We start from the raw sequence: 21,893 nt of genomic DNA on the forward strand, positions 1-21,893 counted from the left end.
AACCCAGCCGAACACCGCGCCCTGCAAACCCTGCTCAACCCAACCCCACCAACCGGTTGACACAGGGCACTCCCGCCGAGGTCGCTCCGCTCCACGTGCGTGCGTGGTTGCGCTCAAACCGGAAAGGCGTTGATGTCGTGCGCGGAACCCGCCTGGATCTCGATCGGGTCCGTGCGGCTCGACGCGTGATCGATCCGGTGTTCCTGGATACCCCGCTGTACCGATGCGATGCCCTGGGCCGCGCCCTCGGTTGCGCGGTGAGTATCAAGCTGGAGACGGCCAACCCGGTCCGGAGCTTCAAGGGCCGGGGCACCGAGGTCGTCGCCGGCCTGCTTCGCGCCCGGGGCGAGGACGCCACGGTGTGCGCCAGCGCGGGAAACCTCGGCTGGGCGCTCGGCTGGTCGGGTCGGCGTCACGGCCTCGACGTCACGGTGGTGGCGGCGCGGACGGCATCCGCGGCCAAACTGGACCAGATACGCGCCCTCGGCACGGCGCTCGAACTGGTCGACGGCGACCACGAGGCGGCCCGGGAACGAGCCGCGGCCGTCGCACGGCAGCGTGGCATCCGACTGGTCGAGGACAGCCTGGACATCGAGACGTGCGAGGGTGCGGCCACCATCGGCCTGGAACTCCTCGATCACGCGACTTCGGCTGACGTCGTCCTGATCGCCCTGGGTGGCGGCGCGCTGGCTACCGGTGTCGGATACGTTTTCAAGACCCTGAAACCGGACGTCGAGATCATCTGTGTGCAGCCGCGTGGCGCCCCCGCGATGACCCGTTCCTGGCACGAGCGGCGCGTCGTCACCACCGACACCGTCGACACGATCGCCGACGGCGTAGCCGGGCGCCACCCCATCCCCGAGGTCCTGCACGACCTGCTGCAGACCGCCGACGACGCGGTCCTGGTCGACGAGAAGTCGATCATCACCGGTGTCCGCATGCTCCGCGAACACGCCGGCCTCCTCGTGGAGCCCTCGGCCGCCCTGGGCGTGGCCGCCGTGCTGGAGGATCCGGTCCGCTTCGCCGGCCGCCACGTCGTCACGATCATCTGTGGCAGCAATGTCGACCTGGACGCCTACGATCGGTGGTCACGGGTGGCGGGTCTGGCTCGCTAGCCTCGGGCACTGGTCACGCTCACGCCGACGCTGGAGCGGTGGGCCGCCGGCTGCCCGTTCGGGCCGCCCCGCATCCGTGGGCGCGGGATGTCCGGGCTGATCCGGCGGTGCCGCTGACCCGCTGCCGTGGATCGGCGCCTGCAGGTCAGCGGACCTCTCGGCCTCTGACGTCGGCGGCTCGGACGGCTGTCTCGGCGGCGTGCGGCAGCGGCGGGGAATCTCGGCGGCGCGGCGGGGCGCGGCGGGGCGCGGCGGGGGCGCGGCGGGGCGGGGCCTGGCGTGGCTGGGCGGCGGCGGGGCGTGGGAATCGGGTGGACCTGCGGTGGTCCGATGGGGAGGGTGGTGGCATGGGCGGCGGGGTGGTGGTGCGGGCGGCGGCTGCGGAGGACATGGCGTTCGTCGAGGAGGCGCTCGGCGGGGTCATGGGGGCTACGGATGTCGTGGCGCACGGGGAGCTGATTCGGCTGACTGACACCGACGTGGTGGTGGCCTGGCTCGACGGGGTGCGGGCCGGGGTGCTGAGCTACTGGGCCGACGGTGACGGCGGGTGGGAGATTGTCACGCTGGTCGCCACCAGGCCGGGGGTGGGGGCCGGGGGAGCGCTCATCGACTGGGTGATCGGGAAAGCAAGCGAGCACGGTGTCCGGCGGGTCTGGCTGATCACCACGAACGACAATACGCACGCGCTGCGGTTCTATCAGCGGCGCGGATTCGATCTCGTCCGGATCGATCACGGGGCGGTCGACCGATCGCGTATCGTCAAGCCCTCGATCCCGCTGGAGAACGACGGCATTCCGATCCGCCACGAGCTCGAGCTGGAGCTTTTCCCCACTCCTTCAGAATGAAGGGTGCGCGGCTCTGTTCTGGCCGGAGCAAGGCCTACCTGGTGGCGCCATCATTCGGGCTGTGCTTCGCGCCGGCCGCGTTCCGCGCACCGGAGGCGCTGCTCGTCATGCCGTACGCGATCCTGCTCGGCTACAGCATCAACCTGGCCGTGTGGGGCTGGCGCGGCGGCATCCCGGAACACTGACCGGGGCCTGGCTCTGTCTCAGGCCAGGTGTTCTTTGATCCGCTGGGCCGCATCGATCGGCGATATCGCACTCACATCGATCTTTGCCGTGTCGAGCGCCCCGTACAGCGGTAGCCGCGCCACGCTGCGATCGATGATGTCCGGTTCCCGCTTTCCCGTGGCTATGTCGTGCCTCAGTCTTTCCGCCAGAGCACGTGCGTCGCTGATCAGTGAGAAACAATGAATGGCCCAGCCGTCATGGTTCAGGCGGGCGATGAGATTGTCCAATATCTTCTGCTCGTGAAGCACCCAGCAGAAGATGACGTTCTCAAACTCCGCGCAAGCGAGAAAATTGTTGATCAGATGAGCAATATTGTCTTCTACCATGCGTATGGTTTCGTCCGTGACCACAAACGGACGCATGTCCCAGCACCAGTCGCCGTCAAGAAACACGTTCCGTGGAATTATTTTCTGTAGCTCGCGGCCGGTGGCGGTTTTACCCACTCCCATAGTTCCGCCCACGATGATGATTCGCTTCATGCCGACCCTTCTGCCGTGGCGCGCGCTGCGTCGCTCCGCCGGCGATCGTGCCCGACAGCCTCCGGCCCGGCATCCGAGTTTGCCGCGTCGAGAGCGGACCTCACTTGATGACGACAGTGATCTGTGCGCTTGACGCCGAGACCTTCTCGCCGTGCTGCGCCTTCACCCAGTACAGATAGGCGCCGGGGGCAAGGTCGGGCTTGTCTTTCCGGTACGACGTTGACAGAGAGTCCAGGGTGTTCGTTCCCGCGGCGCGTGGACCGGCGAAACAGACGCGATACTTGGTCGCCCCTGCACTTCTGGTCCAGACCAGCGCGAATGCCCGATCCGAGTCCGAGTCGAGGCGCACTCCTTGCGGCATCGCAGGTGCGCCCGGGTCGGTCGGCCGGCCAAGAGCGCAGACGGAGGTGTCCGGCGGCATGACCACACCCGTCGTCGGTGCTGTCTGCGAATTCGATACCGACGGAGAAACTGAAGGAGTTTCGGCTACAACGTCGGGGTTGGATGACCCGAGGGTGATATCGAAGACGTCCCGCACCAGCGCAAGTGCCCCCAGCAGCACGGCAACGATGCCGATGACCACGCTGGACCAAACAGGATTCCTCAACACCCAGCGCTTCATGTGTCGCGGACTTCCTTCCAACGTCTCGGCTCGCGGCCTACGTACTGAAGATCAAATGGTCACTGCTCAATCGGATAGTAGTGTCGCTCGACAACGGCACTGACGTCGGGCGCGAGGCGTGCACGCCGGATGACGGACGTCGAAGACCGCTGCTGGCTCGTCACAATATCTATCCAGGCAAAATTTACGCCCTAGGAGGACTCGGCTGTTGCTTCGGCGGATCTTGGGGGTCGAGGTTGTGCGGTTGGGGGGCCTCCTGTTCGGGCCGTACGGGGTCCTTCGGCGAGACTGACGCCATCCATGTATGAGGAGTCTCCCGTCGTTCGCCGTCCCAGCCGTCAAAGCCTTCAGCGGATTCGATTGTGTGATTCACTGCTGGCACGCTATCGGAATCTGGAGAAGAGGCGGGCGAATCAGCGTCAGAATCGACTGGAAGGCCCTTTCCATGTCGTTCACCAAGCTCCATTTCTCTGCCACGGTAAGCCTCAAGATAGTCGTTCATCGGCGCCGAGGTCCGCACCTGGTGGGTCGAAGGCAGTTGCCGCCTGGTCACCGCCCACCCGGACCCGCCGAACGACCCGCCGCCGGATGACCTCGACCTGACCGCACTCCACCCGGCCATCGCCGGCTTGGACCTGCCGTTCGTCACTGTCGACCTCGCCCGCCGCGCCGACGGGGTGTGGCGCGTTGTCGGGCTCGGCGACGGCCAGGTCTCCGACCGACCGGCCGGCGTTGCTCCGGAAGACCTGATCACGCTCCTGCCCCGAACCTGATCCCACCGACATCAATCGTGATGACTACACGAAGCGCTCAACCAGCAACTCAATCCGGCCGGTGAGTCGGTCCGCTCGACGTCGCCGCGTCCGGGGCACGGTCATCGCAGCGGGCAGGACGGCGATCGGGCCGCGCAAAGGGCGACGCTCAACCCCGCGCCGGGCGGGCACCGTCAGCTGGTGCCGCTGTTCGCCAGTTCGCGGATCATCGCGATCAGCTCGGGTGCGCGAGGGCCGCGTTGGGTCAACACCGCCTTGAGATGCTCGGGGGCGTTGCTGCCGGCGAACTGGACGCTGGGCGCCCTCGGGCGCAGCACGATACCCACATAGGCTCGCCGTTCGTCGGTGGTCTCGATGAGCACGCCGTCGGAAGCCAGGCCCCAGGAGTGCTGTCGCCAGAGACCGTCGTCCGACAGGGCGTAACCGGTGCCGATCGAGTCGATCGCTCCGTCGATCCACAGAACTGCGACGTTGTGGTGACATTCGCCGATGTCGCCGGGTGCGGGACGGACCGGCGAGTCCGATCGGGATTGGCCGGCGATCAGAGCTTCGAGATCAGCCTCGGGGTCTCGTGGTGGAACGACCAGGGAACCTCCATGCGTCAACAGAATCCGGCACCACTCGCGCCAACGCTGTCCGTAATCCCCGTCGACGTCGGCGTATGCTTCGACGCGAGCTCGATACAATGCGAGCAGATGCTCGCGTTCACTCACAGGCAACGTCACTCGCGCAGAGTAATGCCGCTCTTGTGAACCCGCCGGGCGGCGTGACGAGTTCATCGATATAGCGTACGGTCAATGGGAGCGCTCCCACCGCGCAGCGTCCCCGTTCCCGTGAGGAGTATCGATGAAACGTCTCCTTGGCGCGGCGATCGTCCTCGTCGCCGGCGCCGCCGCCGCGCTGGCTGTCGCGATCACGCCGGCGCAGGCCGACACCCGGATCTGCGAGCAGTACGGCAGCACCACGATCCAGAACCGCTACGTGGTCATGAACAACCGCTGGGGCACCAGCGCCGAGCAGTGCATCGATGTCACCAGCACCGGATTCACGATCGCCAGCCAGCAGGGTACCGGTAACACCAGTGGCGCGCCGGTGTCGTACCCGGCCGTCTACTACGGATGTCACTACACCAACTGCTCGCCGGGCACCGAGCTGCCGAAGCGGGTCAGTGAGATCAGCGGCCTGACCAGCAGCATCACCTATCGCTACGTGAGCGGGGCGACCTACGACGCCGCGTACGACATCTGGCTCGACCCCACGCCGCGCATCGACGGCAACAACGCCATGGAGATCATGATCTGGTTCAACCGGCAGGGCGGCATCCAGCCGATCGGCTCACCGGTCGGAACCACCACGATCGGCGGGCGCTCGTGGCAGGTGTGGCAGGGCAGCAACGGCTCGAACAACGTCATCTCGTACGTGGCGCCGTCGCCGATCACCGGCTGGAACTTCAGCGTGCTGGACTTCATCAGCGACGTGCGCAACCGTGGCGCGATCACCAGTTCGTGGTATCTGACCAGTCTGCAGGCCGGGTTCGAGCCGTGGATCGGTGGCGCGGGGCTGGCGGTCGAGTCGTTCGCCACCACGCTGAACGCGGACGGTGGCACGCCGCCACCGGACCCCGCGCCGACCGGGTCGTGCCGGGTCACCTACGCCACCGACTCGTGGAACAACGGGTTCACCGCCGACGTCACCGTCGCCAACACCGCGAGCGTCCCGGTCAACGGCTGGAGTCTCGGCTTCACGCTGCCCGCCGGACAGGCCGTGACCAACACTTGGAACACCACACTCTCCGGTACGGGCGGCGCCCTCACCGCGCGCAACGTCACCTACAACGGCGCGATCCCGGCCGGCGGCAGCGCGTCGTTCGGCTTCCAGGGCACCCACGGCGGCTCGTTCACCACGCCGTCGGCCTTCACCCTGAACGGCGCCACCTGCACTAACGGCTGAACGGGAAGGCCGCGGGACAGTCAGTCGAAGTCGGTGGACGTGCTGAGCTCGCGCCATTGGTCGAGCTCGGCCCGCTGCCGGTCGAGGACCGACGCGTACGCCTGCACCGCGTCCGCGCCGAGGACGAGCAGGGCCGGCGGTGAGTCCGACGTCGCCGCCGCGATCATGGCCCGGGCCGCCTTGTCGGGGTCGCCGGGCTGGGTGCCGTGAACCTTGTCGTTCTCCTTGCGCCGTGGTCCGGCCGTGTCCGCGTAGTCGGCGATCGCCTCGGCCGACTGGGTCAGCGACCGCCCGGCGAAGTCGGTGCGGAACAGCCCGGGCTCGACGGCCATGGCCCGGATCCCGAGCGGCTCGACCTCGGCCCGCAGCGACCCGGTCAGCCCTTCGAGCGCCGCCTTGACCGCGGCGTAGTACCCGGATCCGGGCGGGCAGACCCGGGCCCCGATCGACGAGATGTTGACGATCGTCCCGCTGCGCCGGGCCCGCATCCCGGGCAGCACCGCCTTGATCATGGCCACGGCTCCGAACAGGTTCGTCGCGAACAGGCGCCGCACGTCCTCGTCGTCGCCCTCCTCGACGGCGGCGCGATAGCCGTACCCGGCGTTGTTGACCAGCACGTCCACGCCGCCGAAGGTGGATGTCGCGGCGGCCGCGGCCGCCGCGACCTGCGCGGGGTCGGTGACGTCGAGCGCGACGGCCAGGGCGGTGTCCGGGTAAGCGTCGGCCAGCTCGCGCACCGAGCCGGCGTCACGAGCCGTGACGACGGCGTTGTCGCCGCGAGCGAGGACGGCGGAGGCGAGCGACCGCCCCAGCCCGGTCGAACATCCCGTGATCAGCCAGGTAGTCATGCCGCTATTCAACCCCTTACGGCTTCAGTTTGTACGCCCGGATGATCGTCTGGGTCGTCGTGTTGTCGTCGCGATCCGTGACGCGGGCCCGTAGCGACACGTAGCCGTGGCCGGGCTGGCGCAACGTGACCAGCCAGTGGTCGCCGGCCCCGATCGTGGGGGCGGCCCGCCAGGTCCGGCCGTCGTCGTACGAGACGTCGACGCCGAGGCGGGGCGACCGCCCGGCCCGGTCCAGGGTGACCGGCACGACGGCCGGGCCGCCCGGGGCCGCGTCGGCGGCGTCCAGCGCAGGCGCGTACCGGACGGCCGTGACCGGCAGCGCGACCGTGCCCGGCCCGGGCGCCGAGCGGAACGTCCACGCGGCGCTGATCTCGGTGCTGAGCTCGGCCGTGGCCCGGGTGGCGCGGGTCTCCAGACGATAGCGGGCCGGCCGGTCGGCCAGGTCGAACCCGGCCGACGGGCCGGCCCAGGTGTCGACCAGCGTGCCGTCGCGGTAGAGCGCGGTCCGGGTGGTGTCGAAGATCGACGTCTGCCCGGCGTGCCCGGCCCGGTCGCTGAACAGCGGCAGTTCCGCCACCATGCGGTGGCCGGTGCGCCGGACCCACGGCTGGCCCGAGGTGCGCGGAGGGAAGGCGGGACCGATCGGCCCGGCGTTCCAGACGTCGGTGTACGTGCGGCCGGCCCGCCAGGTGTGCGGCCCGTCGCGGTACTCGTGGGCGGTGTCCCAGGCGCCGGTCTGATAGGTCACGCCGCTGTGCCAGCGCAGGCCGGGACCGTTGTTGACGTAGTCGGTCCGCACGGCGGGCGCCGCCACCGGCATGATGAACTGCAGCGACTGGTCGTTGGCGCCGAAGATCGGCGCGATCCAGCGGTCGGTGGCCAGCCCGGAGGGTTCGGCCCGCAGGTCGTTGCGCACCGTCGCCAGGTCCTTCTTCCGATAGGTACGGGTGAAGCCGTCGAACATCCGGCCGGCCCGCGACTCGGCCAGCGTGTAGAGGTAGGGGCTGTTGTTGTACCAGCCCTGACCGTCCGGTTTCGCCCAGATGTGGGTGACCGTGGCCAGGAAGCGGGAGTCGGTCGCGCCCAGGTGCCGGGTGGCGACGTCCGGGGCGGCGTATCCGTAGAGCGACAGCCGGACCGGCCCGGCGTCGGTGTCCTGGTAGGCGCTGACGTCGATCTGGATCAGCTCGGCGTCGCGCTCGGGGATGTTCAGCGCGAACTTCCCGGCGGTGCGGGCGTCGAGGGTGATGGTGGTGTCGCGGGTCAGGTCGAGCCGCGGCTGCGTGAACATCGCGGTGTGCCGCTGGAACTCCTCGCCGTAGGGCGTGCCGACCACCGAGTACATGAGGTAACGGCCCTTGGGTACGCGCAGCGTCACGGTGCCGCTCTCGTCGTACGCCCGGGCGTAGTAGTCGCTCTGCGCGCCCACCACCGCGGTCTCGTACAGCGACGCGGCCGACCCGTTCCGGTCCACGTGCCGGAGCGTGAGGTCGTAGCTCTCCACCTCCTTGCGCACCACCATCGGTGTGCTGACCGTGCCCGCGACCAGCCGTGCCTCCAGCGTGCCGTCCCGGCCGGCGGTGCGGGTGTCCACCGTCACGGTCACGCTCGCGGTGCCGGAGGCGGGAACTGTCAGCGACGTCGTGCCGGCCCGGAAGACGGAGGCATCGCCGGCGATCGACACGGGCAGCGTCACCGCCGTGGCACCGGAGTTGCGGTAGGTGACAGTGCGGGTGAGCACCGGGTCGTCACCGTGCGGCCACCGCTGCTCGCCGAAGGACAGGCCGGGCGGGTCGGCCGACACCGGCTGGATGATCGCGGCGGCCACGTCGATCAGGCCCGCACCCTGCTCAAACGTGGTCAGGGCGGCGTTGCGTCGCGCCGTACCCATCAGGGTCGGTTTGAGAAACCCGGCGCCCCAGCCCGGATGTTGCTGGCGCAGCAGGGCGGCCGCACCGGCCACGTGCGGGGTGGCCATCGAGGTGCCGGAGAGCGTGATGTAGGCGTCCCCGACCGGCTCGCCCAGTTCGGTCCCGGCGGCCCGGGCGGCGACGATGTCGACGCCGGGTGCGGTCACGTCGGGCTTGAGCGCGTGGTCGCCGAGCCGCGGCCCGGTCTGCGAGAAGCCGGCCAGCGCGCCGTCCCGGTCGATCGCGCCGACCGCGAGCGCGGCGTCGGCGCTGGCGGGGGAGGCGACCGGGGCGTCGTTGCCGTCGTTGCCGGCGGCGATCACGAACAGGGTGCCGTACTCGGCGGTCAGCGTGTCGACGGCCGCTTCCAGAGGGTCCACGCCGGGGCTGTCGGGGCCGCCCAGGCTCATGTTGACGATTGGCGCGCGCAGGTCGGCGGCGGCCCAGCGCATGCCGGCCAGGATCGCCGACTCGGTGCAGCCCTGCGGCTCGCATACCTTGCCGGAGGCGATCACGGCGTCCGGCGCGACGCCCTTGTACCGGCCACCGGAGGCGGCGCCGGTGCCGGCGATGATCGACGCGACGTGGGTGCCGTGCCCGTACTCGTCGGTGGTCGCCGGGTTGTCGGTGAAGGAGACGGCGGTGGCGACCTTGCCGGCCAGGTCCGGGTGGCCGGCGTCGACGCCGGTGTCGAGCACGGCGACGGTCACGCCGGCGCCGGTGAGGCCGGCCTGCCAGGCCGCGGGCGCGCCGATCTGCGCGGTGCTGCGATCCAGGGAGGGCTTGCGCAGGCCGTCGAGCCAGACCTTTCCCGGGGTACGCCGGGACGAGGCGTTGCCGGCCGTCAGCGCGGCCCACGCGCTGCCGTCCCGCCGTGCGGTCACCGCCCGGCCGTCCACGGCGGGCAGGCCGCGCCCGGCGACCAGACCGCCGGTCGGCACGTTCCCGGTGACGATCAGCGGCAACGTGGCCCGGTGGGCGTCGTCGTAACCCATGGCGACCAGCCCGGTGACGTCGAAGAGGCGCTCGTCGAGCCGGCCCGAGGCGACCAGCGGCTGGGCGTCGTCGGGGAGTACGTAGGTGTGCCCGCGGCGGGTCTCGACCAGGAAGCGCGCCGACGTCCGGCCCCGGCCCCGGGCGATCGTCAGCTGTCCACCCTGGGCCACGGTGACCGAGTCCCCGGTCAGCAGCGTGACGGTGGAAGGCTTTCCGCCGGCCGCGGTGGCCGGGCTGCCGACCAGGGCGACGCTCGCGATGACCGTGGCGGCCAGAAACATCCCTGCTGATCTCACTGAGCCTCCGTTTCGAGCGGTGCCGGAAGCGTTGGTCAGGATGATCAAGAGTGTCAATGCCGGGTGCTGTCGCACTTGACCCATGGCCTCATGTGGTCAGACGCCTCGCGCTGATCAAATTACTGTGCGTGAGGAAGGGTCCGGAGGCTTCGCGGAAATGGCCTGTTCACGGTCATGTCGTAAGTTGCATAGACCGCTCTGTTGCCCGGTGATGCTACTCTGCGGAGTCCTTGGTACCACTATGTCGGTGTTCCTGTGGCGCACGGCCGATGGTGCTCACGAGGTGCCGCCCAGGCGAGTCGACGTCGCGGCCGCGGACAACGGTATGTTGTCCGACCGAACAGCAGGCGGTGGACGGCGCGGTTCCGCGCCCCGCCGGCACGGAAAGGAACGGCGAGTGACGAGGCTGCGGGTAGGCGTGCTCTTCGGAGGCCAGAACGCGGAACACGACATTTCCTGTGACTCCGCCGCCGTCGTGCTGACCCACCTCAACCGGCGGCGGTTCGATCCGGTGCCGGTGCGCATCGCCGAGGACGGCACCTGGCGGGTCGCCCCGCACGGCGAGATCCCGGCCGAGCTGACCGCGTCCGAGCTGAAGGCGCTGACCAGTGGCACCGGCAGCCGCGCGGACACGCTGGCCTCGGCGATTTCGGTGCTCGAGTCGGTCGACGTCGTCCTGCCGGTGATCCGTGGCCTGCTGGTCGAGGACGGGCGCGTGCAGGGGCTGCTCGACCTGCTCGGCGTACCCTGCGTGGGCTGTTGCACCTCGGCCGGCGTGGTCGGCCTGGACAAGGAGTTCAGCAACGCGGTCCTGCGCGCCGCCGGGGTCCGGGTGGCCGAGGCGCTGGTGCTGCGCGGCCCGGCCGAGACCGTCTCCGACGTCGACCGCAAGCGCCTCGGGCTGCCGGTCCTGGTCAAGCCCAACTCAGGCGTGTCCAGCGCCGGGGTCACCCTGGTCACCGACGATGCCGACTTCGACGCGGCCGTGGCCCAGGCGTTCCGGAACGAGGCCAAGGTCCTGGTCGAGCAGGCGCTGCCCGGCCGGCGGTACGGCATCTCGGTGCTGGAGTACCCGGACGGCCAGGTCGTCGCCTCGCCGCCGGTGGCACTGGCCGCCCGCGAGGAACCCGTCCCGGCCGGCCCCGAGCTCGGCGCCGCGCTGACCGACATGGCGATCCGGGCCTTCCGGACCCTGGGCTGCACCGGGCTGGTCGGCGTCGACTTCTTCGTGGCCACCGACGGCGAACCGGCGTCGATCACCCTGAACGAGGTCAACACGCTGCCCGGGCTGACGTCGGGCTCTCCGTACCTGCCGGCCTGGAACGAGACCGGCCTGACCTACACCGGGCTGCTCGACGTGCTGGTCGACACCGGTCTGGCCCGGTGCGGACGCAGCGGCGCGACCCCGCACCAGTCGCCGGTGCGCCTGCGGTCGCTGACCCCGTCGCCGAACCCGCCGGCCCCCAAGATGGGCATCACGATCTACGGCTGCCAGCCCGACGAGGCCGTGCTGTTCGGCGACATGGCGCCCGGCCTCGACGTGATCCCGACGATCATCGAGGAGCCGGTGACCGAGGCCAACGTCGAGCTGGCGCTGGGCAACCGGCACATCAGCGTCAGCCACAAGACGCGGATCACCAACTCCACGCTCCTCGCCCTCAGCCACGCCGGCGTGGAATACATCGTCACCCGGAGCATCGGCTTCAACCACATCGACGTGAAGTACGCGGCCAGCGTCGGCATCACGGTCGACAACATCAGCTACTCCGCCGACAGCGTGGCCGACTACACGCTGATGCTGATGCTGATGTGCATCCGCAACATGAAGGCGGTCATCCGCCGCTCGGACGTGCACGACTACCGCCTGCACGAGACCCGCGGCCGCGAGCTGCGGGACATGACCGTCGGGGTGGTCGGCACCGGGCGCATCGGCCGCGCGGTGCTCGACCGGCTCAAGGGCTTCGGCTGCCAGGTGCTGACCTTCGACACCAAGCCGGAGGAGTCCGACGTACACGTGCACCTGGACGAACTGGTGCAGCGCAGCGACATCGTCTCGCTGCACGTGCCGCTCACCCCGGACACGCACCACCTGCTCAACCGCCGGCGGATCGAGCAGATGAAACGCGGCGCGATCGTCGTCAACACCGGCCGAGGCCCGCTCATCGACACCGAGGCGCTGATCTCGGCGTTGGAGAACGGTGGCCTGGGTGGCGCGGCCCTGGATGTCCTCGAAGGAGAGGAAGGAATCTTCTACGCCGATCGCAGGAACAAGCCCATCGAGAACAAATCTCTGCTGCGTCTGCAGGAGATGCCGAACGTGGTGATCAGCCCGCACTCGGCGTACTTCACAGACCATGCCTTGAGCGACACTGTTGAAAACTCGATCCTCAATTGCCTGAAGTTCGAAAGCGGGAATCAGCGTGGCTAAGTTGAAAATCGGCATCATCTTCGGCGGTCGGTCGGAAGAGCACCCCATCTCGATCAAGTCCGCGCGTGAGGTGGCCAACGCCCTCGATACCGAGAAGTACGAGCCGTACTACATCGGGATCACGCTGGACGGTTCGTGGAAGCTCTGCGACGGTCCCGACACGAACTGGGAGGAAGGCGCCAAGCTGGCCGTCCTCTCGCCCGACGTGAACACCCACGGGCTGCTCGTGCTCAACGAGGGCACGTACGAGACCATCAAGCTCGACGTGATCATGCCCGTGCTGCACGGCAAGCAGGGTGAGGATGGCGTTCTGCAGGGCCTGATGGAGCTCTCCGGCGTCCCGTACGTCGGCTGCGACGTGCAGAGCTCGGTGCTGTGTATGGACAAGTCCCTGGCGTACACGGTGGTCCGGGCGGCCGGCATCCCCACGCCCAACTTCTGGACCATCACCGGCAACGAGACCGTCGATGCCGACCAGCTCCCGTACCCGGTCTTCGTCAAGCCGACCCGCTCCGGCTCGTCGTTCGGCGTCAGCAAGGTCACCAGCAAGGAAGAGCTGCCCGCGGCGATCGAGACCGCCCGGCAGTACGACGAGAAGGTGCTGATCGAGGAGGGCGTCACCGCCAGCGAGGTCGGCTGCTCGGTCCTCGGCAACGGCGCGGACCTGTTCACCGGTGAGGTCGACCGCGTCGCGCTGACCCACGGCTTCTTCCGGATCCACCAGGAGGAGCAGCCCGAGGTCAAGTCCGAGAACGCGACGTTCATGGTGCCGGCCGACATCCCCGACGAGTCGCGCAAGATGGCTCAGGAGACCGCCAAGGTCATCTACCGCGCCCTCGGCTGCGTCGGCCTGGCCCGCGTCGACATGTTCCTCAAGGAGGACGGCAGCATCGTCCTCAACGAGGTCAACACCCTGCCCGGCCTGACCTCCTACAGCCGCTACCCGCGCATGATGGCCGCGGCCGGCTTGACGCTGACCGAGCTGATCGACCGGCTGGTCTCCCTGGCGCTGACGGGCAAGACCGTTGAGGGATGATTTCGCCTACGTCGACGAGGTGGTGCCCGGCATCCGCTGGGACGCCAAGTACGCGACCTGGGACAACTTCACCGGCAAGCCGGTCGACGGCTACCTGGTCAACCGGGTCGTCGCCTCGCGCGCGTTCTGCGACGCCCTGAAGATCGCGCAGAAGAAGGCCGAGTCGCTCGGCTTCGCCCTGTTGCTGTGGGACGCTTACCGCCCGCAGCGGGCGGTGGACGCCTTCATGCGCTGGGCCGAGTTGCCCGAGGACGGCCGTAAGAAGGAACGCCACTACCCCAACATCGACCGCGCCGCGATGTTCGATCAGGGGTACGTGGCCACCAAGTCCGGTCACAGCCGCGGCAGCACCGTCGACCTGACGATCTTCGACCTGGCCACCGGCGAGCTCGTGCCGATGGGCGGCGACCACGACGTGATGGACGAGATCTCCCATCACGACTCCGACCGGGTCGGCCCGGCCGAGGCCGAGAACCGCCGGCACCTCCGCTCGATCATGGAGGAGGCCGGGTTCACGGCGTACCAGTACGAGTGGTGGCACTACACGCTGAAGAACGAACCGTACCCGGACACCTACTTCGATTTCCCGATCGAATAGCTGACCGCCCGGCGGCCGGGCCACGCCCGGCCGCCGCGGGTTCCTCCGGTGGTAACCCCTGGTCGATGACCGAGAGTAAGTTTTTGCACCTCGACTGGTGATTCGTAGCTCCGCGTAATTCATCCTCCAAAACAGAGGGTCAAGGCTTGCGTGCGCGGCGTCGATACAAGAACATGGCTCTGCTCACATTTCGTGGTCGTTCGTCCAGTTCCTTCTGCCCCCGAGGAATACGTTGACGTCGCATCGTGCATTGTTCCGGGTGGATCGCGACTCGCTCGCCTTCTGGGTGCTTCTCGGCGCCGCCGTCATCGCGTTGGTCGTGCTGGTCACGCTGACCTTGACCCCGCGCCGGGATGCCGGTGAACCGCTCGAGGCACGTGCCAGCCCGTTCGATTTCGGCTCGATGCCGCCGCTCGCCCCGCTGCCGTCCCCGCCGATCAGCATGGAACCGCTGGAACTGCCGCCGCCCTCGCCGTTGGACCCGTCCACGTCGGTGGCGCCCGCCGACCTCGTGGCCGCGCCCCGGCCGACGACCACGGCGCCGCCGCGACCGGACCCGACCCGTACGCCGTCGAAGCCGGCCGCCCGCAAACCGGCCGCTCCGATCTGGTCGGCCTCGCTCAACCAGCCGGTCGCGCTGGAGGTCGGCGGACAGGCCGGCATGCTGCTGCGGCACCAGAACTTCGTCGCCCAGGTGTCTCCGGTCGGCTCGGCCAGCCGGGCTCTGGACCGGGCCGACGCCACCTTCGTCTTGCGTCCCGGCCTGGCCAACAAGGGCTGCCTGTCCTTCGAGGCGTCCAACTTCAAGGGCTTCTACCTGCGGCACAAGAACTTCGTGCTGCAGCTGACCCGGAACGACGGTACCTCGCTGTTCCGGTCGGACGCGACGTTCTGCCCCGAGCCGGCGTCCGGTGGCAGCCTGACCCTGCGGGCGGTCAACTACCCCGGCCACCGCCTGGCCCTGCAGTGGAATCGCGTCGCCTTGTCACCGGTGTCAGCCGCCCAGGCCATGCACGTCCGCCTCCGCCCGCCCCCGTAGGCCCCCGGCCCTCCGCGAAACGAAACAGTTTCGTTCAGTACGGCCTCTGCCACTCGACCAGTCAGTGGTAGCCCCGGGTGCGGTCGCGGCCGCGGATGCCGCGCGGGGCTACCACTCGATTGGGGCTGTGGTAGGCCGGGGCGGGAATGCCGCGCGGGGCTACCACTCGAGCGGCCGCTGTCAGCGGTGGGCCTTTTCGAGGGCGCGGTAGAGCTCGCGCGGCTCGGGGGGCGGCGGGAGCGGGCCGGTGTTGGTGGCCTCGCACGCCTGCAGCAGGTAGGCGACCAGCCGGCGGCCGGCGGCGGCGAGCGCCTCGGTGCCCGGGCCGGCCACGCCGGAGATGGCCAGCAGCATCAGCGGCAGGTCGTGGGGCGAGAAGTCGGGTCGCAGCCGGCCGGCGGCCTTGGCCCGGCCGATCAGGCGTACGAAATCGCGAAACGCCTGTTGCCGCTGCGCCTCCAGCTGCTCCGCCTTGGGGAACATCGTGGTCAGCACCTGGTTGAAGCCGCGGTTCTCGAGCTGGACCCGGCAGACGTACTCGATGAAGTCGCCGAAGCCCTGCCACGGGTCGTCGTGCCGGGCGGAGGCCGCGGCGGCGTCGGCGTAGTCGCGCATCGCGTCCAGGAACGTCGCCTCGATCAGTTCCTCGCGGGCCGGGAAGTTGCGCATGAGGGTGGCGATGCCGACCTGCGCCGCCCGGGCCACCTCGCTCATCGGCACGTCGACGCCGGACTCGGCGAAGACCCGCGCGGCGGCCTCGATGATCCGGGCCCGGTTGCGTTCGGCGTCGGCTCGCACGTACACCCTCCCTCGAATTTGGAAGCCATCTTCCGGTTATGCTAGCGTACGGATCTGGAAGACCCCTTCCGAATAGCTTCGAGGAGAGAACCATGGCAGACAACGGGCCCCAGCCCCACCCCCGGATGGCCGAGCTCGACTACTTCGTCGGCACGTGGCGGGCCAACGGGCGGTTCCACGAGACGCCGTTCGGCGCGGAGAAGCCGATCGAGATGACGATCACCGGCAGCCGTGAGGACCGCGGGTTCTGGACCGTGATCCGCACCGAGGAGCTCGTCACCGCACAGAACCCCGACCCGCTGACCGCCCGCTATCTGTGGGGTTTCGACGCCCAGGCCGGCGAGTTCGTCGCCGAGTGGTTCGACGGCAACGGCGGCCGGGCGACCCAGCGGTCGGCCGGCTGGCAGGACGACAAGCTGGTCTTCGAGGGCACGATCACGTTGGGCGGGCACACCGTGCCGCTGCGCGACTCGTTCACCCGCACCGGCGCCGACCACTACCACCACATCGGTGAGACCGACCTCGGCCAGGGCTGGATCACTGTCGACGACGAGGACGCGACGCGCGTACCGGCGTGATCCTCACGTGCCGACCGGGAACTCCTCGGTGCCCAGCACCAGCAACAACGCCAGGCGTTCACGACTCCCGGCGTCGGCCGGGGTCAGCACGAGCAGCTGCTGACCCTGGTCGGGGGTCATCAGCGTCTCGCAGTCCATCAGCAACGGGCCGACCCGCGGGTGCACCAGCGTCTTGCGGTCGGCGCGGCGCACCCCGACCTCGTGCTCGTCCCACCGGCGGCGGAACTCGTCGCTGGCGGCCTTCAGGCGATCGATCAGGCCGGTGACGACCGGGTCGCCGGGCCGGCGACCGGCCGTCGCGCGCAGGTCGGACACCAGCTCGCGGGCGTGGCGTTCGTGCTCGCCAGGCGGGTGGACGGCCCGGGTCCCGGGCTCGGCGAACCAGCGCCAGGTGAGATAGCGCCGATCGCCGGTGAACGACGTGAGGTCGCCGCCGAGCAGCGTCGACGCCCGGTTCTGGGCCAGCACCTGGCCCAGGTCGGAGAAGACCAGGGCCGGGGTGTCGCCGAGCCGGTCGAGCAGCCGGACCAGCCCGGCGCGGGCCAGCCGGGCCACGCCCTCAGCCGGCGGGGGCTGGTGGCCGGCCAGGTGGAACAGGTGGTCGCGCTCGTCGTCGGACAGGCGCAGCGCCCGGGCCAAGGCGCCGAGCAGCTGGGTCGACGGCTGGCTGCTGCGGCCCTGCTCCAGGCGTACGACGTAGTCCACCGACATGCCGGCCAGCATCGCCACCTCCTCCCGGCGCAGCCCGGTGGTGCGCCGGCGCGAGCCGCCGGCCAGTCCCACCTCGGCCGGGCGGATCGCCTCGCGGCGCCGGCGCAGGAAGTCGGCGAGCTGCTCACGCTGCATGAATACCATCATCACCGGAGCCGGGCCGGTCAGCCAGGGAGCGGCTGTCCCACGATGAACGCTCCGCTCCCGGCGGTCCGATCCGCGACCCACAGTCATGGACATGCAGACACGAACTCTGGGAAACACCGGCCCGGTCGTCGGCGCGCTGGGGCTGGGCGCGATGGGCATGTCGGACGCGTACGGGCCGGCCGACCGCGACGAGAGCATCGCCACCGTGCACGCCGCCCTGGACGCGGGCGTCACCCTGATCGACACCGGCGACTTCTACGCCATGGGGCACAACGAGCTGCTGCTCGGCGAGGCGTTGCGTGGGCGGGACCGGGACAGCTACCAGCTGAGCGTCAAGTTCGGGCAGATGCGCGGGCCCGGCCCGGTGTTCGGCCCGCAGGACAACCGGCCCGAGGCGGTGCGCAACTTCCTCGCGTACACGCTGACGCGGTTGGGGGTCGACCACATCGACATCTACCGGCCGGCGCGGATGGACCCGGCCGTGCCGATCGAGGACACGGTCGGTGCGATCAAGGAGATGATCGACGCCGGGTACGTGCGGCACGCCGGCCTGTCCGAGGCCGACGCGGCCACCGTCCGGCGCGCACATGCCGTGCACCCGATCGCCGACCTGCAGATCGAGTACTCGCTGATCGCCCGCGGCGTCGAGGACGAGGTGCTGCCCACGCTGCGCGAGCTGGGCATCGGGCTGACCGCGTACGGGGTGCTGGGCCGCGGCCTGATCTCCGGGCACTGGACGGCCGGCGCCGCCGACCCGCGTACCCGGATGATGCCCCGCTTCTCCGGCGGGAACGTCGAGCACAATCTGCGGCTGGTCGAGGCGATGCGCCGGGTGGCGGAGGCCCGGGGCTGCACTGTCGCCCAGCTGGCGATCGCGTGGGTGGCGGCGCGGGGCGACGGCATCGTGCCGCTGGTCGGCGCCCGGACCCGCGTACGGCTGGACGAGGCCCTGCCCGCGGCCGGCCTGCACCTGACCGCGGACGACCTGGCCGAGCTCGAGAAGGCCGTCCCGAAGGGCGCGGCCCGCGGTGACCGCTACCCGTCAGCGATGATGGCCGGCCTGGGCGCCGGCAACTGACGACGCCCAGGCGGCGAAGCTGGTCAGCGGGATGCCCAGGGCCCGCGCGAACTCCGGGCGCGCGGGCTGACCGGCCACGTTGAGGCGCTCGTGCGCGACGGCGGCGTAGCCGGGCATCCCGGCCGCGAGGGCCTCCTCCTCGGTCATGTCCGGTGCGGTCAGCTCGGCGCCCCACGCCTCGGCGAGGATGGCCGCGACGTCGGTCATCGGCAGGTAGTCGCTGGCCAGCTCCAGCTCGACCCGGTGGAACCGTCCGGGCTCGGCGACGGCCGCGGCGGCCGCCCGCCCGATGTCCTCGGTGGCGACCAGGGAGAGGTGGGTGTCCGGCTTCAGCACGGTCGCGATGCCGCCGTCCAGGCCGCGCGGGATCACGTACGCCACCTCGGGCAGCAGGTTGTCCATGAAGAAGGCGGGCTTGAGCAGCGTCCAGTGCCGGAAGCCGGCGGCGCGCACCCGGTCCTCGACACCGGCCTTGGCGGCGTAGGTCGGATCCATGCTCGCCCAGCGACCCTCGGCGTGGCCCGGCACCTCGGTGTACCGGCTGGCCCCGGAGACCGAGGTGTGCACGAACTGCGGCACGCCGGCGGCGATCGCGGCGTCGACCAGGTTGGTGCCCTGGGCCAGTTCGCTGCCGAAGTCGTACGCGCCGTCCCTGAACGCGGGCATCTGCACCGAGAAGACAGCGCGGGCCCCGGCGAGCGCGGGCGGAAGCGTGCCCGGGTCGGTGAGGTCGCCGGTCACCAGTTCGGCGCCGAGGCCGGCGATGGCCCGGGCTCGATCGGATGACGGGTCGCGGACCAGGGCCCGGACCGGAACACCGGCGGCGAGCAGGGCGCGGGCGGTGGCCCCGCCCTGCCGGCCGGTCGCGCCGGTGACGAGGACGGGTGCTTGATCGGTGGACATGCGTCTCCCTCAGTTAAACGGCGGCGCCCGCCGTTTCCTTCGGCTAAGATATGGCGGACCCCGCCGGTTAGCAAGAGGGAGGCGCTCCGTGGCCGGTCAGCGCGCCGACGCCCGGCGCAACTACGCCCGCCTGCTCGCCGTGGCCAGTCAGGCCGTGGCCGAGGACGGCGCCGCGGTCTCGCTCGAGCAGATCGGGCGGACCGCGGGCGTCGGCTCGGGCACGGTCCGCCGGCACTTCCCGAGCCGGGACGCGTTGCTGGAAGCGGTGTTCGAGGACCACGTCGAAGCCCTGTGCGCCGATGCCCGCGACCGGGCCGGCGCCGACGACGCGCGGGACGCGCTGGCCGGGTGGCTGCACGCGGTCAGCGCGGCGGCCGCGACGTTGCGCGGGCTGGCCTTCGCGCTCAACCGCGAGGCGGGGCGAGCGCCTTGCGCCACGAGCCGGCTGACCGAGGCCGGCCGGCCACTCGTGCGCCGGGCCGCCGGCCGGCTGACGCCCGGTGTCTCCATCGCCGACCTGCTCCGGCTGGTCACTGGAATCGCCCTGGCCACCGAGCACACGCCCGACCCGGCCGGGGAGGCGGCGCGACTGCTCGACCTCGCCCTGGCCGGGTTCCTCGCCGGCCCGCTCAGCTCGCCGGCCGCTCCACGTTGATCGCGCCCAGCCCGGCGCGGACGTCGACGTCGACCTTGTCGTCGGCCTTACGCCAGGCGCCGGGCTCGAAGACCGTGTTGCGGGCGACGCCCTTGACCAGCTTGCCCTCGATCGTGGCGCTGCCCGCCCCGCCGCGCGCCCGCACCCGGACCGGTGCCTCGCCGCCCGCCGAGAGCTTCAGCCGGTTGATGTCACCGGTGACTCGGACAGGAAGTGTCTCACTTGGCTGGGGCAGGCGGAGCAGGATGTCGGCGGCGTCGCCGGCCAGCTCGACCCCGTCCACCGAGGCCTTGCTGATGTCGATGTCGGCATTGTTGATCGACGCGTCCACCTTCAGCGTCCAGCGCACGCCGGCCGAGAGCAGCACGTCGACCGCCTCCGGGCCGGGCCGGCCGGTGGCCTTCAGGTTGAGTTCGGCGGTGTCACCGGTCAGCCGGGCCTCCGGCCGGACGCTGCCGCCGGGCGGGCTGCTCACCCGGAACAGGTCCGACTCGGTGTCACCGGCCCGGATCCGGACCGCCGACGCGCCGCTCGCCACCACGAAGACCGCACTGGTCCGCCCGTCGGCCGGCGCAGTGACGACCTCGGTCGGCGGGATGGGTGCGGCCTCGGGCGAGGCCGACGTGGCCACCGGCGGGTCGGCCGGGCGGCGTTGGGTGTAGAAGTAGGTCCCGGCGGCGGCCAGCGCGAGAACGGCCAGCGCCGACAACACCACCGGGCGGCGGCGAGACCGGCGCGGCGGACGCGGCGGGGGTAGCGGCACGGTCGGCCGGCCGGCCAGGGACGACGGAACGGACGGAATCTCGGGAATCGGTTCGGTCGGCGGTTCCTCGGAGTAGTAGTCGGCCTCGGCGATGCGATGCGGCAGGTCGGGCCAGTAGTCGGCGATGGACGGCAGTGACTCGGGACCGTTACCGGCGGTGGCGTCCATGGTGCTCTCCCGTTCACAGGTGTCGATCACCCAGCGATACGGATCCGGCACCCAACCGGTTCATCCCCGCTCACGGAAAGCTCGGCTCGCTCGCCCGCAACCGGACCGCGTCCTGCCCCGGCGGCCGGCCGAACAGGCGGCGGTACTCCCGGCTGAACTGCGACGGGCTGTCGTAACCGACCAGATGTCCGACCCCGGCCACGTCGTCCGGCCGGGCCAGCAGCAGCGAACGCGCCTCCTGCAGCCGCAGCCGCTTCTGGAACTGCAGCGGGCTCATCGCCGTGACGTCGCGGAAGTGCCGGTGGAACGCCGACGTGCTCATGCCGGCCAGCCGGGCCAGATCGTCCACCCGCATCGGCTCGGCGAAGTTGGCGCGCAGCCAGCCGATCGCCCGGTTGACGTGGGCCAGGTTGCTGTCGGCCAGGGCGATCTGCCGCAGGGATCCGCCGTGCGGGCCGGTCAGCAGGCGCCAGAGGATCTCCCGCTCGTACAGTGGCGCCAGCACCTCGGCGTCGCGGGGCTCGTCGAGCAGGCCGGCCAGCCGGGTCACCGCGTCCAGCAGCGCCGGGCCCGCCGGGCCGGTAGCCAGGGCCGATTGTGCAACCGGGGGACGGGCCGGCGGGGGAGCGGACAGCAGCAGCGGGGCGATCGACGCCGGGCGCAGGGTCAGCGCTACGCCCAGCGCCGGGGTGTCGAAGAAGTGGCCGCTCACCGGGACACCCGTGGTCACGATCAGGTACTCGCCGGAGCGGTACTCGTAGACCCGATCGCCGAGCAGCAGCCGTTTGCCGCCCCGGGCCATCACGACCAGCATCGGGTCGGTCAGCGAATACTCCGGGCCGGTGCCGGTCACCCTCGACAGCAGCAGGCCCGGTATCCGCGTATGCATGTCCGGACGGGCGTACCTCTCGATCAGGGTTTGCAGCTCCATG

22 protein-coding genes and 1 pseudogene are annotated in these 21,893 nt (G+C 70.4%); 13 read left to right on the forward strand and 10 right to left on the reverse strand.

Annotated features, from left to right (window positions below):
• Positions 1 to 197: 197 nt before the first annotated feature.
• The 3 genes from ACGFIO_RS43675 (at position 198) to ACGFIO_RS43685 (ending at position 2,145) form a co-directional block, all read left to right on the forward strand.
• Positions 198 to 1,115, forward strand: a complete 918-nt coding sequence (locus ACGFIO_RS43675; RefSeq protein ID WP_392837098.1) for a threonine/serine dehydratase — start codon at positions 198 to 200, stop codon at positions 1,113 to 1,115.
• A 347-nt stretch (positions 1,116 to 1,462) separates the two neighbouring features.
• Positions 1,463 to 1,960 carry a GNAT family N-acetyltransferase gene (locus ACGFIO_RS43680; RefSeq protein WP_392837040.1) on the forward strand — a complete coding sequence of 166 codons (498 nt, stop codon included), beginning with the start codon at positions 1,463 to 1,465 and terminating at the stop codon, positions 1,958 to 1,960.
• Positions 1,961 to 2,001: 41 nt separating this feature from the next.
• Positions 2,002 to 2,145: a hypothetical protein gene (locus ACGFIO_RS43685; protein WP_392837043.1), complete on the forward strand. Its 144-nt coding sequence runs from the start codon at positions 2,002 to 2,004 to the stop codon at positions 2,143 to 2,145.
• An 18-nt stretch (positions 2,146 to 2,163) separates the two neighbouring features.
• On the opposite strand, the gene ACGFIO_RS43690 is transcribed toward ACGFIO_RS43685, so the two are convergent.
• Both ACGFIO_RS43690 and ACGFIO_RS43695 read right to left on the reverse strand, forming a co-directional pair.
• Positions 2,164 to 2,664, reverse strand: coding sequence for an AAA family ATPase (locus ACGFIO_RS43690; RefSeq protein ID WP_392837046.1), 501 nt, complete (start codon positions 2,662 to 2,664; stop codon positions 2,164 to 2,166).
• 100 nt (positions 2,665 to 2,764) lie between these two features.
• Complete coding sequence (locus ACGFIO_RS43695; RefSeq protein WP_392837049.1) at positions 2,765 to 3,286, reverse strand: hypothetical protein; 522 nt, start codon at positions 3,284 to 3,286, stop codon at positions 2,765 to 2,767.
• Positions 3,287 to 3,786: 500 nt separating this feature from the next.
• Between ACGFIO_RS43695 and ACGFIO_RS43700 the strand changes: the two genes are divergently transcribed.
• On the forward strand, positions 3,787 to 4,059 hold the full coding sequence (locus tag ACGFIO_RS43700) for an ATP-grasp domain-containing protein (RefSeq protein ID WP_392837101.1): 273 nt from the start codon (positions 3,787 to 3,789) through the stop codon (positions 4,057 to 4,059).
• A gap of 173 nt (positions 4,060 to 4,232) precedes the next feature.
• On the opposite strand, the gene ACGFIO_RS43705 is transcribed toward ACGFIO_RS43700, so the two are convergent.
• A complete protein-coding gene (locus tag ACGFIO_RS43705; RefSeq protein ID WP_392837051.1) occupies positions 4,233 to 4,784 on the reverse strand; it encodes a hypothetical protein in 552 nt (183 codons plus the stop codon).
• 121 nt (positions 4,785 to 4,905) lie between these two features.
• Here ACGFIO_RS43705 and ACGFIO_RS43710 point away from each other — a divergent pair, with 121 nt between their 5' ends.
• Positions 4,906 to 6,009: a cellulose binding domain-containing protein gene (locus tag ACGFIO_RS43710; protein ID WP_392837054.1), complete on the forward strand. Its 1,104-nt coding sequence runs from the start codon at positions 4,906 to 4,908 to the stop codon at positions 6,007 to 6,009.
• Positions 6,010 to 6,029: 20 nt separating this feature from the next.
• On the opposite strand, the gene ACGFIO_RS43715 is transcribed toward ACGFIO_RS43710, so the two are convergent.
• Positions 6,030 to 6,857, reverse strand: coding sequence for an oxidoreductase (locus tag ACGFIO_RS43715; RefSeq protein WP_392837057.1), 828 nt, complete (start codon positions 6,855 to 6,857; stop codon positions 6,030 to 6,032).
• Between the two features lie 16 nt (positions 6,858 to 6,873).
• A complete protein-coding gene (locus ACGFIO_RS43720) occupies positions 6,874 to 10,059 on the reverse strand; it encodes a S8 family serine peptidase (RefSeq protein ID WP_392837059.1) in 3,186 nt (1,061 codons plus the stop codon).
• Between the two features lie 325 nt (positions 10,060 to 10,384).
• Between ACGFIO_RS43720 and ACGFIO_RS43725 the strand changes: the two are divergent.
• From ACGFIO_RS43725 to ACGFIO_RS43745, 5 genes and pseudogenes are all read left to right on the forward strand, one after another.
• Positions 10,385 to 11,413 (forward strand): annotated as a pseudogene (locus ACGFIO_RS43725) (ATP-grasp domain-containing protein); the annotation flags it as partial.
• A gap of 114 nt (positions 11,414 to 11,527) precedes the next feature.
• Positions 11,528 to 12,487 (forward strand): D-isomer specific 2-hydroxyacid dehydrogenase family protein, encoded by a 960-nt coding sequence (locus ACGFIO_RS43730; RefSeq protein ID WP_392837103.1) that lies wholly within the window; start codon positions 11,528 to 11,530, stop codon positions 12,485 to 12,487.
• Positions 12,480 to 13,523, forward strand: a complete 1,044-nt coding sequence (gene vanA / locus ACGFIO_RS43735) for a D-alanine--(R)-lactate ligase (protein ID WP_392837061.1) — start codon at positions 12,480 to 12,482, stop codon at positions 13,521 to 13,523. The genes ACGFIO_RS43730 and vanA overlap by 8 nt, the downstream gene beginning before the upstream one ends.
• Positions 13,513 to 14,121: a D-Ala-D-Ala dipeptidase VanX gene (vanX, locus tag ACGFIO_RS43740; protein ID WP_392837064.1), complete on the forward strand. Its 609-nt coding sequence runs from the start codon at positions 13,513 to 13,515 to the stop codon at positions 14,119 to 14,121. Before vanA ends, vanX begins: the two co-directional genes overlap by 11 nt.
• Before the next feature lie 259 nt (positions 14,122 to 14,380).
• Positions 14,381 to 15,160, forward strand: coding sequence for an AbfB domain-containing protein (locus ACGFIO_RS43745; RefSeq protein WP_392837066.1), 780 nt, complete (start codon positions 14,381 to 14,383; stop codon positions 15,158 to 15,160).
• 180 nt (positions 15,161 to 15,340) lie between these two features.
• Here the strand turns inward: ACGFIO_RS43745 and ACGFIO_RS43750 are convergent, their stop codons facing one another.
• The gene (locus tag ACGFIO_RS43750) at positions 15,341 to 15,958 is read right to left on the reverse strand and encodes a TetR/AcrR family transcriptional regulator (RefSeq protein ID WP_392837068.1); all 618 of its coding nucleotides are present in this window, start codon (positions 15,956 to 15,958) and stop codon (positions 15,341 to 15,343) included.
• A 92-nt stretch (positions 15,959 to 16,050) separates the two neighbouring features.
• On the opposite strand from ACGFIO_RS43750, the gene ACGFIO_RS43755 reads away from it, so the two are divergent.
• Positions 16,051 to 16,536, forward strand: coding sequence for a hypothetical protein (locus ACGFIO_RS43755; RefSeq protein ID WP_392837070.1), 486 nt, complete (start codon positions 16,051 to 16,053; stop codon positions 16,534 to 16,536).
• A 3-nt stretch (positions 16,537 to 16,539) separates the two neighbouring features.
• Here ACGFIO_RS43755 and ACGFIO_RS43760 read toward each other — a convergent pair whose 3' ends face one another.
• Positions 16,540 to 17,382 carry a helix-turn-helix transcriptional regulator gene (locus ACGFIO_RS43760; RefSeq protein WP_392837072.1) on the reverse strand — a complete coding sequence of 281 codons (843 nt, stop codon included), beginning with the start codon at positions 17,380 to 17,382 and terminating at the stop codon, positions 16,540 to 16,542.
• A gap of 103 nt (positions 17,383 to 17,485) precedes the next feature.
• Here ACGFIO_RS43760 and ACGFIO_RS43765 point away from each other — a divergent pair, with 103 nt between their 5' ends.
• Positions 17,486 to 18,472 (forward strand): aldo/keto reductase, encoded by a 987-nt coding sequence (locus ACGFIO_RS43765; protein WP_392837074.1) that lies wholly within the window; start codon positions 17,486 to 17,488, stop codon positions 18,470 to 18,472.
• On the opposite strand, the gene ACGFIO_RS43770 is transcribed toward ACGFIO_RS43765, so the two are convergent.
• Positions 18,437 to 19,375: an NmrA/HSCARG family protein gene (locus tag ACGFIO_RS43770; protein WP_392837077.1), complete on the reverse strand. Its 939-nt coding sequence runs from the start codon at positions 19,373 to 19,375 to the stop codon at positions 18,437 to 18,439. The two genes, ACGFIO_RS43765 and ACGFIO_RS43770, sit on opposite strands and share 36 nt — an antisense overlap.
• Before the next feature lie 88 nt (positions 19,376 to 19,463).
• On the opposite strand from ACGFIO_RS43770, the gene ACGFIO_RS43775 reads away from it, so the two are divergent.
• Positions 19,464 to 20,030, forward strand: a complete 567-nt coding sequence (locus ACGFIO_RS43775; RefSeq protein ID WP_392837079.1) for a TetR/AcrR family transcriptional regulator — start codon at positions 19,464 to 19,466, stop codon at positions 20,028 to 20,030.
• Here the strand turns inward: ACGFIO_RS43775 and ACGFIO_RS43780 are convergent.
• Together ACGFIO_RS43780 and ACGFIO_RS43785 are read right to left on the reverse strand one after the other, a co-directional pair.
• Positions 20,005 to 21,012: a hypothetical protein gene (locus ACGFIO_RS43780; RefSeq protein WP_392837082.1), complete on the reverse strand. Its 1,008-nt coding sequence runs from the start codon at positions 21,010 to 21,012 to the stop codon at positions 20,005 to 20,007. The two genes, ACGFIO_RS43775 and ACGFIO_RS43780, sit on opposite strands and share 26 nt — an antisense overlap.
• Before the next feature lie 19 nt (positions 21,013 to 21,031).
• Positions 21,032 to 21,892, reverse strand: a complete 861-nt coding sequence (locus tag ACGFIO_RS43785; protein WP_392837084.1) for an AraC family transcriptional regulator N-terminal domain-containing protein — start codon at positions 21,890 to 21,892, stop codon at positions 21,032 to 21,034.
• Position 21,893: the final 1 nt, after the last annotated feature.

The sequence above is a fragment of the Actinoplanes sp. NPDC049265 genome (assembly GCF_043197135.1).
GTDB lineage: Bacteria > Actinomycetota > Actinomycetes > Mycobacteriales > Micromonosporaceae > Actinoplanes.